The sequence below is a fragment of the Protofrankia sp. CiP1_Cm_nod3 genome (genome assembly GCF_982290655.1).
The window spans coordinates 22571-38728 of sequence record NZ_CEVIVD010000020.1; the positions used below are offsets into that span (position 1 = coordinate 22571).

Consider the following 16158-nt stretch of genomic DNA (forward strand, 5'->3'; position numbering starts at 1 on the left):
CTGCGGGCCCTCGGCTCACTGCGGGCCCCCGCCGCCCGTCAACGGCACCGGCCCGGTCAGGAACACCAGCCGGAACTTGCCGATCTGTACCTCGTCGCCGCTGGAGAGCTCGGCGGAGTCGATCCGCTCGCGGTTGAGATAGGTGCCGTTGAGGCTGCCGACGTCACGCACGGCAAAGCCCTTGGTGTACGGCGAGCGGTGGAACTCGGCGTGACGGCGCGAGACGGTCACGTCGTCGAGGAAGATGTCGCTCTCCGGATGGCGGCCGGCGGTGGTCAGGTCGGCGTCCAGCAGGAAGCGGCTGCCCGCGTTGGGGCCACGTTTGACGACGAGCAGGCCGGAGCCGGGCGGCAGCGCGTCGACCGCGGCGACCGCGTCCCGCTCGGTCGACTCGTCGGCATGCTCACCCTCGACGCCGGAGAGGGCGGCGGCGAGATTGAGCGTGGAGGTCTGTTCGGCAGGCCGCTCCGGCGCGATGGGCTCACCTGGACGTACCAGTGGAGACCCGCACCGTGCGCAGTACAGGGCATCGGTCGGGTTCTGCTGTCCGCACCTCGTGCAGAACACGGTCGCGTCTGCTTCCTGCCGGACCGCCGCGGACGCGGTTGGCCGGCCGCTCGGGCCACCTCGCCTGGGGGTGGCGAAAACGTTCGCTGCCTCCTCAGAGCCATCCCGTCCCCCTCATCCGGTAACGGCTCCGAGACCGGAACAGGCAATACCGGCCGTGAGATCGCGGCCTCGTATCGCCTTCCCGGCGCACAACGAGGCTAGTGCATCAGGCCCACTGCCGCGAAAAGGGGAGCAGGAGAGCTATTCCGGCGTGGCGTCCGTAGCGGCAACGCGAACGACTGGCAGCATTCCGTAGATGTTCCGTGGATGTTCCGTAGACCTTTACTGCGCTTTCACGTGCTGGACGTACGCAGCGGCGTCCAGCAGTGACACGGTCGCGGACGTGTCGTCGACAGCCAGCTCGACCAGCCAGCCCTCCCCGTAGGGATCGGAGTTGACCAGCTCGGGAGTGCTGTCGAGCACCTCGTTGCGGGCGATCACCTCCCCTGATACCGGCGCGTAGACGTCGGAGACGCTCTTGGTCGACTCCACCTCTCCGAACGGCCGGCCGGCCTCCACCCGTTCCCCCACCGCCGGCAGTGTCACAAAAACGATGTCGCCGAGGGCCTCCTGGGCGTAGGAGGTGATACCCACCCGCACGGTGGCCTCGCTCACCCGGACCCACTCGTGCTCCCTGGTGTACTTCAGGTCCTCCGGGTACACGCGGGGTTGCCTCCATACTCCTCAAGGCCGTCGGCGACACGCGGCGAACGCCCATGTCACCAGCCAGCTCCGACACTCCTGTGGTACTCCTGTGACGCCCGCGACGTGACGAACGCCGCCCACCCGGCCGCTCACACCTGCCAAGCCCACACCGGCCGCCCGCAGCGCGGCCGGCCCGGGACCGCGTCCGGCCGGCTGCCGCGCCCGGGCTCAACCCTACGGCCGGCCGGCCACCCGGCGGGCCGAGCGTAGCGGGGCAGCGCAACCCGCCGCAATGCGGCACCGCGGCATATCGCCCCGATATCCCCCGCGACGCCCGCATCCGGCGCATCCCCGCGCGGCGGCCCCAGCAGGTGAACGGGACCCTCGTCACCGGACGGCATCGCCCGCGGAGCGGGTCCCCTCGGCGATGGCGCTCCAGCGCTGGAGGAGCTGGTCGCCGTCGGTGGTGGCGCTTCCCTCGGCCCACAGGTGGGTGACGGCTTCGGCCGGGTCGGGCAGCACCAGCACCCAGGATCCGTCCGGGCATATCACCCGGACACCTTCGGTGGTGTCGATCGTGCATCCCCCGTCGGGGTCGACCGACTCCACGATCCGGCGCATCACCGTCCCCTTGGCCGCCCACGGCGTCGCCACGGAACGGCGCAGGACGCGGACCGGCGGAATACGCGCGTCGATGGCGCTGAGAGTCAGCCTGGTCCGGGCGACCAGGGCGGCCAGCCTGACGAACGCGGCCAGGCCGTCGATCGCGGAGGCGAACTCGGGGACGACGAAACCGCCGCGGCCGTCCGCGGCGAAGACGACGCCCGCCGCGCCCGCGGCCCGCGTCAGGTCGGCGGCGGACAGCGAGGTCCGGCGCACCGTCAGCCCGTGGAAGCGGGTCACCTGGTCGGCGACCCGGGTGGTCGTCACCGGCAGCACAACCTCGGCCCCCCGGTTCTCGGCGGCGACCAGGTCGAGGAAGACCAGCAGCGCGCGCTCGTCGTCGATCGGGTCCCCCCGCTCGTCCACGATCGTGATCCGTTCACCGATGTGGTCGAAGCGGACCCCGAACGCGGCCCGGGAGCTGGCCACCAGCTCCCCGAGCCGGTCCAGCGCGTGCCGGTGCCGGGTGCCGGGCTGATGGGCCTGGACGGTCTGGTCCAGCCGGCCGTTGACGGTGAGCACGTCCACCCCGAGATGTCCCAGCAGCGTCGGCAGGACCAGGGACGCCGTTCCCCCCGCCGCGTCGATCACGATCTTCAGGCCGGCCTCGGCCAGGCCGGCGGTGTCCACCCGGTCGAGCAGGTCCCGGGCGTAGCTGCTGGTCGTGCGGGCCGGGAAGCGCAGCTCCCCGATCTCGTCGGGGAACGCCCGCCGGAACTCCTGGCGGCTGACGACCCGGTCGAGCGTGCGCTGGACGGCAGGGGAAAGGTCGCTCCCCTCGGCGTCCAGGAAGATGATGTCGACGCGTTCGGCGTCCCCCGCGGCCGCGCGGATGACGACGCCGCCGGCCGCGTCGGAGGAACGGACGTCGAAACGGACCAGCGGCATCGGCGCGGCCTCCAGGTCCCGCACGTCGATCGCGCTGGCGGTCAGGGCGCTGGTCACCGCGCGTTTGAGCGCCCGGGCGGCCCGGGAGGTGTCCCGGGCGGTGGTCACCGTCGAGCCCTTGCGCAGGGTCGTGGCGTACGCGCTGCCGAGCCGGACCACCAGCTCCGGTGTGATCTCGACGTTGACCAGCCCCGACACCCCCCGGGGGCCGAACAGCGAGCGCCGCCCCCGGGACTCCCAGATGACACTGGTGTTGACGACCGCCCCGGCCTCGATCGTCTTGAACGGGTAGACCTTGACGTGGTGGGAGACGAACGCCTCCTCCTCGATCACGCACTCGTCACCGATGACCGCGCCCTCCTCGACCCGCGCGGCCCGCAGCACGTCGGTGCTCTTGCCGATCACGCAGCCACGCAGGCTTGTCTGCGGCCCGATCTGGGCGTTGTCCTGGACCACCGCCCGGTGCAGGAAGGCGCCGGACTTGACCACGACGTTACTGCCGATGACGGTGAACTCACGCAGCTCGGCGCCGGCCTCGACCTTGCTGTAGTCACCGACGAGCAGCGGGCCGGTGAGCACCGCTTCGGGGTGGACGTCCGCGTCCCGGCCGATCCACACCCCCGGCGAGACCTCGAAGCCGCCGATGTCCACGTCGACCTTGCCGTCGAGCACGTCGGCCTGGGCCCGCAGGAAGCTGTCGAGGGTGCCGACGTCCTCCCAGTAGCCGGCGACGACGTGGCCGAACAGCGGCGCCCCTGCGGCGACGAGCTTCGGGAACACCTCACCGGACCAGTCCACCCGCTCGCCGGCGGGAACATGGTCGAGGACCTCCGGTTCCATGACGTAGATGCCGGTGTTGACCGTGTCGGAGAACACCTGCCCCCAGGTCGGCTTCTCCAGGAAGCGGGCGATCCGGCCGTCGTCGGAGGTGATGACGATCCCGAACTCCAACGGGTTCGGGACGGACTTGAGCGCGACGGTGACCAGCGCCCCGCTCTTGCGGTGATGCGCCATCAGGGTGGTCAGGTCGATGTCGGTGAGCGCGTCCCCGCTGATCACCAGGAAGGGGTCGTGGCGCAGCGCGTCCTGCGCGTTCTTGACGCTGCCGGCGGTCCCCAGCGGGGTGGTCTCGGTCGCGTACGACAGGCGCATCCCCAGCTCGTCGCCGTCCCCGAAGTAGGCGCGGACGTGGGCGGCGAGGAACTGCAGGGTGACCACGGTCTCGTCGACACCGTGCCGCCGTAGCAGCCGCAGCACATGCTCCATGATCGGCCGGTTGACGACGGGGAGCAGCGGTTTGGGCTGGTTGGCCGTGATTGGGCGCAGCCGGGTCCCTTCCCCGCCCGCCATGACGACGGCTCTCACTGGCCGACCTCCGCGTCCAGCCGGCCGGCTTCCGCGTCCGCCCGCCCCTGGCCCTGCCCCTGACCGGGCCCGGGATCCTCGCGGGGGGGCAGCGGTGGCCGCGGGCCGCGGGCCGCCCGGACGAGCTGGCGCAGCTGCACGCCGTAGAGGATCCCCGACCACCAGTACAGGGCCGTGCCCCAGATGGCGAACGCCCAGCCGAACGGGCGGGAGACGGTGGCCAGCCAGCCGTCCCCGGCCGAGAGCAGCAGCAGCGGGAAGGCGTAGAGCAGGTTGAAGGTCGCGGCCTTGCCCAGGTAGTGCACGGGCAGCGCCGGGCCGTACCCCAGCCGCCGCAGCACCGGCGGTATGGTGGCCGCGATCAGGACGTCCCGGCCGACGAGCAGCGCCGCGAACCACCAGGGGACGATGTCCCGCAGCGTCAGCGCGATGATCGTCGCGAAGATGTAGAGGCGGTCGGCGAGCGGGTCGAGCAGGGTGCCCAGCCGGCTGGTCTGCCCGAGTGCCCGGGCGAGCTTGCCGTCGAGGTAGTCGCTGACGCCGGCGAAGGCGAGCACGCCGAGCGCCGCCCCGTCGGCGTGGGGTCCCAGCGCCAGCCACAGGAAGACGGGGACCCCGGCCAGCCGCAGGGCGGAGAGCAGGTTCGGGACCGTCAGCACCCGGTCGGAGGGAGCTGCCGCAGCGGCCACGCCCGGCACCTCCTCTCCCTCGGTACACCGAGGCGGCGACGCCGCCCACCGCACAGGGAGAAGGGTAGACGACGGGCGACGGCCAGCCGTGCTCTACAGGAAACGTCCCACCCAGTAGGTGCTGGTGTAGATGGGCTGGAGGTTGATCGTCCGTCCGGTCTGGGGAGCGGCCCACATGTAGCCGTTGCCCGCGTAGATGCCGATGTGCGTGATGTTGTCCGGCGAGCCGAAGAAGATCAGGTCACCGGGCTGCTTGGCTGCCTTGGGGATGTGGATGGAGGCGTCGTACTGCTGCTGCGCCGTGCGGGGGAGGTAGCGGCCGAGCTGTTTGAACACGTACTGGACGTACCCCGAGCAGTCGAAGGCGTTGGGGCCGGCCGCGCCGTAGACGTAGGGCTTGCCCTTCTGCAGCGAGGCGAGATAGACGATCTTCTGGCCGATGGAGCTGCCCGGGATGACCGTGGGGGCCGTCGCCGTCAGCCTGCTGGTGGTCGAGCCGGTGGCCGGGCCGGACGCCGTGGGGCTGCGCACCGTGACGGTGGTCGCGTTGGCCAGCGACGGGCGCAGGGCGTTGGTGCCGTCGAACACCGCGGTCAGCGTCGTGGTGGACAGCAGCCGTGTGGTGATCTTCGCGGTTCCGCTGGCGTCGGTCTGCAGCTGGGCGGTGGTGGTCCACTGCGGCCCGTTCGCCACCGCGATCCGGATCCGCTGGTTGGTGACGGGCTGGCCGCTGCCGAGCTGGGTGGCGCGGACGGTGAAGACGACGGGCGCGTCCGGTGCGATGGTCGCGCTGTCCGGGACGATCGACACCTCGGTCAGTCTCGGGTCCGGGACGCCGATCCGGCCGGCCAGCCCGACGGCGGACGCGGCCAGGGTGCCCGTGCGCGACCCGCCGCCGATCACCGAGGCGGCGGCGGTGTCGGTGGTGGCGGTGGGCTCCAACGAGGCGTTGCCACCCGGGCCCGGCATCGTCGCGGCGAAGCCCGCGGTCGAGGCGGCCAGGGTCCCGGTCGTGACCGCGGCGATGGTGGCGACCCGGCGGGACTGCGGGCTCAGCCAGATCCGGCGGTACAGGGATTCGCGATCGGCCTCACCCACCGGCGCCTGGTCGCGATGGCGACCGCGACCAGCGGGTTCCCCGCTCGGGGGGAAGCGGATCACGCCACGTGGGAGCAACACGTGTTCCTTCCCGTACGCCCGCAAGGCACCGCGGTCCCTGGCTTCCGAACCATGACGTGACCATGACATGGACGTGACCATGACATGAACGTGGCTCGGCGACGATTCGGGAGAAAACCGTCAGGACCTGGGGGGGCCTCGCTCCTACCTTGTAGTTACTCGGAGGGGGCGCCGGACCGGGGCAGGACTGGGCGTCTCGATCCGGCGCGTGTCTTCTGGAGGACAGAGACGCTGGTCTCTGGGGTGCGCTGGTGCTGTGTCAAACGATATCGGGTGGCACACATGGGGACGCAACACCCCCAAAGTAAACAGTTCGCACATTTTCCCATGGCCTGGCGTAGTTCTCGCATTGATGATCGGACGCGGGTGCGGCCGGGCGCACGGGCCGGCCGCACCCCCGCGAGGGGAGCGCGAGGGGAGAACGGCGCAAGGCCGCCGAGAGCCTCGTGCAAGCACTCTCGACGGCCTTGTCGCACCGGCCCCGGCGGGGCCCGCACCGCCGGTATCCGCGCGGCGCGCGGTGGCGGCCCCGGGCCCCGCCGCCCGGCCGCGTGCTACTGGGCCAGCAGCGAACGCAGGACGTAGGGCAGGATGCCGCCGTTGCGGTAGTACTCCGCCTCCCCCGGCGTGTCGATGCGCACGACCGCGTCGAAGCGCCTGTCGTCCGCCTGGACGGTGAGGGTGGCGGTCCGCTCGTCGACGTCCGCGAGCCCGACGATGGTGAACGTCTCCTCGCCGGTCAGGCCGAGCGAGGTGACCGACTCCCCGGGCGGGAACTGCAGCGGCAGGACGCCCATCCCGATCAGGTTGGAGCGGTGGATGCGCTCGTACGACTCGGCGATCACGGCGCGGACGCCGAGCAGCGCCGTGCCCTTGGCCGCCCAGTCACGCGACGAGCCCGAGCCGTACTCCTTGCCGGCGAGGATGACCAGCGGCACCCCGGCGGCGGCGTACTTCTGCGCCGCGTCGTAGATCGCCAGCTGCTCGCCGCCGGGCAGGTGGCGGGTGACCCCGCCCTCGACGCCGGGAACGAGCCGGTTGCGCAGCCGGATGTTGGCGAACGTCCCGCGGATCATCACCTCGTGGTTGCCCCGGCGGGAGCCGTAGGAGTTGAAGTCCTTCGGGTCGACGCCGTGCTCGACCAGGTAGCGGCCGGCCGGCGAGTCCCGCTTGATGGAACCGGCGGGCGAGATGTGGTCGGTGGTCACCGAGTCGCCCAGCAGCGCCAGCACCCGGGCGCCGACGATGTCCGGGCGCGGCGCCGGCGTCGCCGGCATCCCCTCGAAGTACGGGGGGTGGCGGACGTAGGTCGAGTCGGGGGCCCAGGCGAAGGTCTGGGAGACCTCGCCCCCGTCGCCGGTGGGCAGCGACTGCCACTGCTTGTCCCCGGTGAGGTCGCCGTAGTCCTCGGTGAACATCTCCGAGCGGATCGCGTCCCCGACGACCTCGGCGACCTCGGCCTCGCTCGGCCAGATGTCGCGCAGGTAGACCGGATTGCCGGCGGTGTCGGTGCCGAGCGGGTCGCTGGTCAGGTCGATGTCCATCGTGCCGGCCAGCGCGTAGGCGACGACCAGCGGCGGGGACGCCAGGTAGTTCATCTTGACGTCCGGGTTGATCCGGCCCTCGAAGTTGCGGTTGCCGGACAGGACGCTGACCACCGCCAGGTCACCGTCGTTCACACCCTGGCTGATCTCCTCCTGCAGCGGGCCGGAGTTGCCGATGCAGGTGGTGCACCCGTACCCGACCAGGTTGAAGCCGAGCTTGTCCAGGTACGGGGTGAGCCCGGCGCGCTCGTAGTAGTCCATGACGACCTTGGAGCCCGGGGCGAGGGTGGTCTTGACCCACGGCCGGCGGGTCAGGCCGCGCTCGACGGCGTTGCGGGCCAGGATCGCCGCACCGACCATGACCTGCGGGTTGGAGGTGTTCGTACACGAGGTGATCGCGGCGATCGCGACCGCGCCGTGGTCGATCTCGAAGCTGGTGCCGTCCGCGAGCGTCACCCGGGTCGGGCTGGACGGGCGGTCGGCGACGTCACCGGCGACACCGTTGGACGACACCGGCGCGTCGCCGGCCTTGTCCGCGAACGCGGCCGCGGGGTCGCTGGCGGGGAAGGACTCGGCGCTGGCCTCGTCCGCGCCGCCGTTGACCAGCGCGGCCGGGGCGGTCGCGGCGGAGCCGGCGTAGTCCGTGAGCGCCGTGCGGAAGGCGGTCTTGGCGGTGCGCAGGGGCACTCTGTCCTGCGGGCGGCGCGGCCCGGCCAGCGACGGCTCGATCGTGGACAGGTCGAGCTCCAGGGTGGTGGTGTACACCGGCTCGTGGCCGGGGTCGTGCCACAGCCCCTGCTCCTTGGTGTAGGCCTCGACCAGGTCGATCTGCTCCTGGGGACGGCCGGTCAGCCGCAGGTAGGCCAGCGTCTCCGCGTCCACCGGGAAGATCGCGCAGGTCGAGCCGTACTCGGGGCTCATGTTGCCGATGGTGGCCCGGTTCGCCAGCGGGACGTTGCCCACGCCCTCGCCGTAGAACTCGACGAAACGGCCGACCACACCGTGCTGGCGCAGCTTCTCGGTGATGGTCAGGACCAGGTCGGTGGCGGTGGTGCCGGGGGTGAGCTCGCCGGTGAGCTTGAAGCCGACCACGGTCGGGATGAGCATGCTGACCGGCTGGCCGAGCATGGCGGCCTCGGCCTCGATGCCGCCGACGCCCCAGCCGAGCACCCCGAGCCCGTTGATCATTGTGGTGTGGCTGTCGGTGCCGACCAGCGTGTCCGGGTAGGCCAGCCGGCCGTCGGGGGTGTCCCTGGTGAAGACCACCCGGGCGAGGTACTCCAGGTTGACCTGGTGGACGATCCCGGTGTTCGGCGGGACGACGGTGAAGTTGTCGAAGGCCGCCTGGCCCCACCGCAGGAACTGGTAGCGCTCGCGGTTGCGGCCGAACTCCAGCTCGGCGTTGCGGGCGAACGCGTCGGCGCGGCCGAAGACGTCCGCGATGATCGAGTGGTCGATCACCAGCTCGGCGGGCGCCAACGGGTTGATCTTCGCCGGGTCCCCGCCGAGCGCCGTCACGGCCTCGCGCATCGCGGCCAGGTCGACCACGCACGGCACGCCGGTGAAGTCCTGCATGATCACCCGAGCCGGCGTGAACTGGATCTCCTGGCTCGGCTCGGCGGCCGGGTCCCAGGCCGCGAGCGCGCGCACGTGGCCGGCCGTGATGTTGGCACCGTCCTCGGTGCGCAGCAGGTTCTCCAGCAGGACGCGCAGGCTGTAGGGCAGCCGGTCGGCTCCGGGCACCGCGTCCAGCCGGCGGATCGTATACGTGTGGTCACCGACTTTGAGATGACCTGTGCTGCCGAAGCTGTCCATATCTCCTCCTTGCCGCGTTCCCTCGCGGACCATCCTGGCGTGTGCCGGGCCTTGCGGGCCTGCGTCAGAGAGAAGAAGCATGCTCTCGCCGACGCGAGTCAGGGCCCGCGGGGCCGGTTGTCGCGCCGTCGTCCGGCCGTCCCATCCGACCATCTCGGCGGAGACGGTAATATCCCTTTTACTTAGTATTGCTAAGGATATACCAGCCGACACCGGTGAGGCGCCGAGCTGCGCACCCGTGGCAGCACGGAAAGAACATGATCGCGTAGTTGGCGGCCCGCTCGCTAGGCGTTCTCGAGAAGATCCGGAGAGACACTCGCCTCGGTGTTCGGCAGCCCGAGCGCGTGCGCCCGCTTGTCCGCCAGCGCGAGCAGCCGCCGGATACGGCCGGCCACCGCGTCCTTGGTCAACGGCGGGTCCGCGAGCGAGCCCAGCTCCTCCAGGGACGCCTGGGCGTGCTCCAGGCGCAGCTGGCCGGCCGCCAGCAGATGGCCGGGCGCGTCGTCCCCCAGGATCTTCAGCGCCGCCTGGACCCGGGCCCCGGCCGCCACCGCCGCCCGGGCGGAGCGCCGCAGGTTGGCGTCGTCGAAGTTCGCCAGCCGGTTCGCGGTCGCCCGTACCTCCCGGCGCATCCGGCGCTCCTCCCAAGCCAGCAGGCTGTCATGGGCGCCGATCTTCGTCAGCAGCGCGCTGATCGCGTCCCCGTCCCGGATCACCACCCGGTCCACCCCGCGCACGTCCCGGCTCTTGGCCGCCACCCCCAGCCGCCGGGCCGCGCCGACCAGCGCCAGCGCCGCCTCCGGCCCCGGCGAGGTGATCTCCAACGAGCACGACCGGCCCGGCTCGGTCAGCGAGCCGTGCGCCAGGAACGCCCCGCGCCACGCCGCCGCGGCGTCGCAGGCCGCGCCCGTGACGACCTGCGGCGGCAGCCCGCGCACCGGCCGGCCCCGCTGGTCGAGCAGCCCGGTCGACCGGGCGAGCTGCTCACCGTCGCGTTCCACCCGGACGATGTAGCGCACCGACCGGCGCAGCCCGCCGGCGGCGAGCACCGCGATACCGGACGGGAAGCCGAAGACCTCGGCGATCTCCCGGCGCAGCCGCCGCGCGGTGGCACCCGCGTCGAGCTCGGCCTCGACGACGATACGGCCGCGCACGATGTGCAGCCCGCCGCCGAAGCGCAGCAGCGCGGCCATCTCCGCGCGGCGGCAACACGGCTTGGCCACCCGCAACCGGCTGAGCTCGTCCTTGACGGTGGCGGTCATTGCAGCCACACGAATCATTCCTCACCTTCACACGACCGGCCGGCGGTGGCGGGGCCACCGCGCGTCCCACCGGCCGATGCCGCCTCGTCGCTGACAAGCTCGTCGTTCCCGACCGGTCGCCCGGCGCCGGGCCACGCGCCACCGGGTGCGGCGCCGGCCGAGGGCCCGGGGCCCGGTCGGAAGATCTCTGTTCTTCCCGCGTGCTCTTCCCGCCCCGGCCGGCTGTCCGGCGTCAGCCCGAACACCGCCTCGAAGGCGGCGGCCAGCCGCCGGGGGTCGTGGCGCGGTTCGCCGGGATGGGCGACGGGCGCCAGGTGCAGCCGCGCCCCCAGCTCGGCCGAGGCGTGGGCGAGCGCGGCCGGGTCGGGCACCGCGTCGGGGTCGGCGATCACCACGTCGAGGGCCAGCTCCGGCACGTGCGTCCCGATGACCCGCAGGTGCTCCTCCGGCAGGTAGCCCTCGGTCTCGCCCGGCTGCGGCACCAGGTTGAGCACCATGACCCGGCGGGCCGGCGAACCGAGCAGCCGGCCGGTGACCTCGGGCACCAGCAGGTGGGGCAGCACACTGGTGTAGAGCGACCCCGGGCCGAACACGATCCACTCGGCGCTGTCGATCGCGGTGAGCACCGGCGGGCAGGCGGCGGGCTTGGCCGGCCGCAGATACACGCTCACCACCCGCCCGGCCGTGGTGGCCACCGCCGCCTGCCCGCGGACCTCCACCGTGGCGTGCGGGTCACCCGGGTCGAGGCCGGCGACCCGGGCGACGATGTCGATGCCGTCGTCGGACAGCGGCAGCACCCGGCCGGCGGCCCCCAGCAGCCTGCCGGCCAGGTCGAGCGCGCCCACCGGGGAGCCGTGCCGCTCGGCGAGCGCGGTGAGCACCAGGTTGCCGACGGCGTGCCCGGCCAGCGGCCCGTCCCCGCCGAACCGGTGCTGGAACAGCTCCGCCCAGGCGGACGACCAGGTGTCCGGGCCGGCCAGGGCGGCCAGTGCCATCCGCAGATCACCCATGGGCAGCGCGTCCAGCTCGGCCCGCAGCCGGCCTGACGAGCCCCCGTCGTCACCTACGGTCACAACCGCGGTGAGACGGTGGGTGATGCGCCGCAGCGCCCGCAGGGACGCGGCCAGCCCGTGCCCCCCGCCGAAGGCCACCACCGCGGGGCCGGGCCCTGGCGCCCGGCCGATGGGCGCTCGGTCGATGACGGTCACTCGCGCCCCAGGTCACGGTGCACTATCCGGACGCCGACGCCGTCCCCGGCGAGCCGCCCGGCGAGCTGTTCGGCCACTGCCACGCTGCGGTGCTTGCCGCCGGTACAGCCCACCGCGAGCGTCAGATACCGCTTGCCCTCACGCACATATCCCTCCCCCACCAGCCGCAGCAGCGCCGCGTACTGTTCGACGAACTCCTCCGCCCCGGGCTGCTCAAGGACGTAGTCACGTACCTGCGGGTCGCAGCCGGTGTACGGCCGCAGCTCCGCCACCCAGTGCGGGTTCGGCAGGAACCGGCAGTCGGCCACCAGGTCCGCGTCGAGCGGGAGGCCGTACTTGTAGCCGAAGGAGACCACCGTCGCGGCCAGCCTGGTCCCCGACGGCTGGCCGAACGCCGCGTCGATCTTCGCGCGCAGCTCGTGGACGTTGAGGTCGGTGGTGTCCAGCACCAGGTCCGACTCGCCGCGCAGCTGCGCCAGTAACGCGCGCTCACGGCTGATGCCGTCGACCACCCGGCCGTCGCCCTGCAGCGGATGCGGCCGGCGGACATGGTCGAACCGGCGCACCAGCGTCTCGTCCGCGGCCTCCAGGAACAGCACCCGCGGGTGCATGCCGCGGGCGGCGTGCGCGTCCAGGGTCGCGCGCAGGTCGGGGAAGAAAGCCCGGCCGCGGACGTCCACGACCACCGCGATGCGGTTGACCGCGCCCTGGGAACGCAGCCCGAGCTCGGTCATGGTGGCCAGCAGCGCTGGCGGCAGGTTGTCCACGACGAACCAGCCGAGATCTTCCAGGCACTTGGCCGCGGTGCTGCGGCCGGCTCCGGACAGCCCGGTGATGATGGCGAGCTCAAGTGGCGCGGCGGGCGCGGCGGAGGTCATGTGGGAACACCCCGTGTCGGTGTGGCGTCAGGACCGGGGTCAGGGGCGGTGGCGCGGCTGGTGTCGTGAACGCTGGTGGCCGTGGCTGGCGCGGGACTGCCTGCCGGGGCCGCGGATGGTGCGGATGGTGAGGCGTCCGCGCTGTCCAGGATCTCTCCGGTGTACGGGTCGACCGCACCCGGGGTGGCGTCCGCGCCGCCGGGGCCGGTGGGGGCGAGCGCGTCCACGACCGCCTGGGCCGTGCGCCGGCCGATGCCCGGCACCTCGGCGATCTGCTCGACGGTGGCCTGCCGGATCCGCGCGAGCGAGCCGAAGGCGCGCAGCAGCGCCTTGCGGCGGGTCTCCCCGAGGCCGGGGACGTCGTCGAGGGCCGAGCGGACCATGCTCTTCGAGCGCTTCTGCCGGTGGTAGGTGACCGCGAACCGGTGCGCCTCGTCCCGGACCCGCTGCAGCAGGTACAGCGCCTCGCTGGTGCGGGGCAGGATCACCGGATCCTCCTCGTCCGGCAGCCAGACCTCCTCCAGGCGCTTGGCCAGCCCGCACAGGGCGACCCCGCCGGGGCCGCTGTCGATGCCGAGCGCGTCGAGGGCCCGGCGCGCCGCGGCGACCTGCGGCGGGCCGCCGTCGACGACGACGAGGTTCGGGGGGTAGGCGAAGCGCCGCGGCCGGCCGGTGGTGGGGTCCAGCGCGGCGCTGACGGCCCCGGCCGCCGTGCCCGGGCCGGCCGCTCCGGTCGGGGCGGCCGGCCGCGGCGGAGAGCCCGGTGACGCCGGCGCGTCCGGCAGGTCCGCCGGGCTCAAGGCGTCGGTGACGTCGGCAGGGCCGGTGGGATCCGGCAGGCCCGCGAACTCCCCGGTCCGGGCCCGTTCGGCGAGGTACCGGCTGAACCGCCTGGTGATCGTCTCGTGCATGCTCGCGACGTCGTCCTGCCCGTCGGCCCCGCGGATGGCGAACCGCCGGTACTCCGACTTGCGCGCCAGCCCGTCCTCGAAGACGACCATGCTGGCGACGACCTCGGTGCCCTGCAGGTTGGAGATGTCGAACGACTCGATCCGCAGCGGCGGGTCGGCGAGGCCCAGGGCGTCGGAGAGCTCCGACAGCGCCCGGCTGCGGGCGGAGAGGTCGCTGGCCCGGCGCGTGCGGTGCAGGGCGAACGCCTGCCTGGCGTTGTGCTCGACGGTCTCCATCAGGGTGCGCTTGTCCCCGCGCCGGGGGACCCGCAGGTCGACCCGGCCGCCGCGGGCGATGCCGAGCAGGTCCGCGACCACGTCCGCGTCCGGTGGGAGTTCCGGGACGAGCACCTCCCGCGGGATCTCGTTCGTCACCCGCGTGCCCACCCGGCCCGCGCCCGCCCGGCTCGTATCAGGGCCCGCGGCCTGGTCTGTGGCCTGGCCCGCCGGCCTGTCCGCCCCGGCGGACGGCGTGCCCGCGTTGTCGGAGAGGTACTCCTGGGTGAGGAACTGCTCGACCAGCTCCCCCGTCGTCAGATCCTCGATCTTGTCCACGACCCAGCCGCGCTGGCCCCGGACCCGGCCGTCACGTACATAGAAGATCTGCACGGCGGCTTCGAGCTCGTCCTGGGCGAACGCGATGATGTCGGCGTCGGTGCCGTCGGGCAGGACGACCGCCTGTTTCTCCATCGCCCGGCGCAGCGCGCCGATGTCGTCGCGCAGCCGGGCCGCCTGTTCGTACCGCTGGTCGGCCGCGGCCGCGGCCATCTCACGTTCGAGCTTGCGGATGTAGCGGCCGGTCTGCCCGGACATGAAGTCGCAGAAATCCTCGACGATGCGACGGTGCTCGACGGCGTCGACCCGGCCGACGCACGGCGCCGAGCAGCGGTCGATGTAGCCGAGCAGGCAGGGCCGGCCGATGCGGGCAGCCTGTTTGAACACCCCCGTGCTGCACGTGCGCGCCGGAAAGACGCGCAGGAGCAGGTCGAGCGTCTCCCGGATGGCCCACGCGTGGGGGTAGGGGCCGAAGTAGCGGACGCCGGGGCGCTTGGCGCCGCGCATCACCTGCAGGCGCGGGAACTGCTCGTACAGGGTGACGGCGAGGCTCGGGTAGCTCTTGTCGTCCCGGTATCGGACGTTGAAGCGGGGATCGAACTCCTTGATCCACGTGTACTCGAGCTGCAGGGCCTCGACCTCGGTCGATACGACGGTCCAGTCGACCGAACTCGCGGTCGTCACCATGTGCTGGGTGCGGGGGTGCAGGTTGTGGATGTCGGTGAAGTAGTTCGACAGCCGGGCGCGCAGGTTCTTCGCCTTGCCCACGTAGACCACCCGGCCGTGCTCGTCGAAGAACCGGTACACCCCCGGGGTCTCCGGAACCGATCCCGGCGCGGGACGGTAGGACGCCGGATCAGCCATGAACCGAGCCTACGGCGAGCCGGATCGGCACAGAACAACGCCTCCACGTAACCATTTCACCACGCTGAGCACTTAACTGTGCGGGGTGGCCGTGACCTGGTGCGCGAGCGCACCCCGCGGTGAACGTGAGCAGGCATATCTCACAGCTCGCGGACACCCGCTCACCGCGCCCGCCGGGAAGCAACGCCAGGGCCCATGCTCGAAGACCATGAGCGGTGTGCGAAGCATGATCCGTCGGACGCTCGGCGGCGGATGGGTGTGGTGGGCCGGCCGTGAGCGCGCCTCTCACCAGCCGGGCGGGGCCTGGCCGGCCGGGCATGGCCGGCGGGGCGACGCGCGGACAGCGGAACAGGGCCGATATGATCGACGCAGCCGGCCGGCCCTGTACGGCCGGCGGAGCCGACAGACGCCTTCCCCACGACATCGAGATGACGACCTCCCCGGCCAGGGTCCCGCAATGTCGGCGCCGGCCTTGTCCCAGCTGGTCCCGAACAGATCCCGCCACGCTTTCCGGGTGGCGTCTTGCCTGACTGGCTGTCACCCTCGATACCGCGGTGCACAGCGTCGCAGGACGACGAAGGAGGCACGACGGATGCAGGTGGAGGACGTGACCACCGAGTTGGTCGTCGATGACGCACCTTCCCGCGGGCGGCTGACCGTGCTGCAGGTGAACTGGCGACGGGCCGACCCCCTCGCGGTGACGTTGGAGCTCATCTCCCGGCCCGATCACCCCGCGCTGCCCCGCGGGACGTGGGTGGTACTGCGGGACGCGCTGCGGGCCGGGCTGGACGTGCCCACCGGCACCGGCGACGTGCGGATCACCCCCGAGCCCGAGCGCGGCTGTATCCGCCTCGACCTGACCGCCGGTGAGCTGCGCTCCGCCGTCCGGCTGAGCATGGACGCCGCTCGGGCGTTCCTCGACGCGACCGAACGGGTCGTTCCCCGCGGGCAGGAAGGCACCGCCGAGGAGCTGGACACCGTCCTCGCGAACCTGCTGGAGAACTGACCCCCCGCCCCCGCGGAGCCCTCCGTACCAGCCGCCCG

At 72.4% G+C, this 16158-nt stretch carries 11 protein-coding genes; 1 reads left to right on the forward strand and 10 read right to left on the reverse strand.

Annotation, left to right across the window (positions count from 1 at the left end):
* Nucleotides 1-15: 15 nt before the first annotated feature.
* The 10 genes from AC5LUJ_RS06585 to uvrC all read right to left on the reverse strand — a co-directional run bounded on the left by AC5LUJ_RS06585 (nucleotide 16) and on the right by uvrC (nucleotide 15114).
* The gene (locus AC5LUJ_RS06585) at nucleotides 16-567 is read right to left on the reverse strand and encodes an FHA domain-containing protein (protein WP_250285078.1); all 552 of its coding nucleotides are present in this window, start codon (nucleotides 565-567) and stop codon (nucleotides 16-18) included.
* A 324-nt stretch (nucleotides 568-891) separates the two neighbouring features.
* Entirely contained in the window at nucleotides 892-1272 is a 381-nt protein-coding gene (gene gcvH / locus AC5LUJ_RS06590; protein ID WP_250285076.1) for a glycine cleavage system protein GcvH, read from the reverse strand.
* Nucleotides 1273-1641: 369 nt separating this feature from the next.
* A complete protein-coding gene (locus tag AC5LUJ_RS06595) occupies nucleotides 1642-4155 on the reverse strand; it encodes a sugar phosphate nucleotidyltransferase (RefSeq protein ID WP_250285085.1) in 2514 nt (837 codons plus the stop codon).
* A gap of 11 nt (nucleotides 4156-4166) precedes the next feature.
* The gene (gene clsA / locus AC5LUJ_RS06600; protein ID WP_250285074.1) at nucleotides 4167-4859 is read right to left on the reverse strand and encodes a cardiolipin synthase ClsA; all 693 of its coding nucleotides are present in this window, start codon (nucleotides 4857-4859) and stop codon (nucleotides 4167-4169) included.
* A 93-nt stretch (nucleotides 4860-4952) separates the two neighbouring features.
* Nucleotides 4953-5957 carry a C40 family peptidase gene (locus tag AC5LUJ_RS06605; protein WP_250285072.1) on the reverse strand — a complete coding sequence of 335 codons (1005 nt, stop codon included), beginning with the start codon at nucleotides 5955-5957 and terminating at the stop codon, nucleotides 4953-4955.
* 635 nt (nucleotides 5958-6592) lie between these two features.
* On the reverse strand, nucleotides 6593-9397 hold the full coding sequence (locus AC5LUJ_RS06610; protein WP_250285069.1) for an aconitate hydratase: 2805 nt from the start codon (nucleotides 9395-9397) through the stop codon (nucleotides 6593-6595).
* A 284-nt stretch (nucleotides 9398-9681) separates the two neighbouring features.
* A complete protein-coding gene (gene whiA, locus AC5LUJ_RS06615) occupies nucleotides 9682-10668 on the reverse strand; it encodes a DNA-binding protein WhiA (protein WP_493464630.1) in 987 nt (328 codons plus the stop codon).
* Nucleotides 10669-10673: 5 nt separating this feature from the next.
* A complete protein-coding gene (locus AC5LUJ_RS06620; protein ID WP_250285066.1) occupies nucleotides 10674-11867 on the reverse strand; it encodes a gluconeogenesis factor YvcK family protein in 1194 nt (397 codons plus the stop codon).
* On the reverse strand, nucleotides 11864-12745 hold the full coding sequence (gene rapZ, locus AC5LUJ_RS06625; protein WP_250285063.1) for an RNase adapter RapZ: 882 nt from the start codon (nucleotides 12743-12745) through the stop codon (nucleotides 11864-11866). The genes AC5LUJ_RS06620 and rapZ overlap by 4 nt, the downstream gene beginning before the upstream one ends.
* Nucleotides 12742-15114, reverse strand: coding sequence for an excinuclease ABC subunit UvrC (gene uvrC, locus AC5LUJ_RS06630; RefSeq protein WP_493464631.1), 2373 nt, complete (start codon nucleotides 15112-15114; stop codon nucleotides 12742-12744). The genes rapZ and uvrC overlap by 4 nt, the downstream gene beginning before the upstream one ends.
* 592 nt (nucleotides 15115-15706) lie before the next feature.
* On the opposite strand from uvrC, the gene AC5LUJ_RS06635 reads away from it, so the two are divergent.
* Nucleotides 15707-16120, forward strand: coding sequence for an SsgA family sporulation/cell division regulator (locus AC5LUJ_RS06635; RefSeq protein WP_250285112.1), 414 nt, complete (start codon nucleotides 15707-15709; stop codon nucleotides 16118-16120).
* Nucleotides 16121-16158 lie beyond the last annotated feature (38 nt).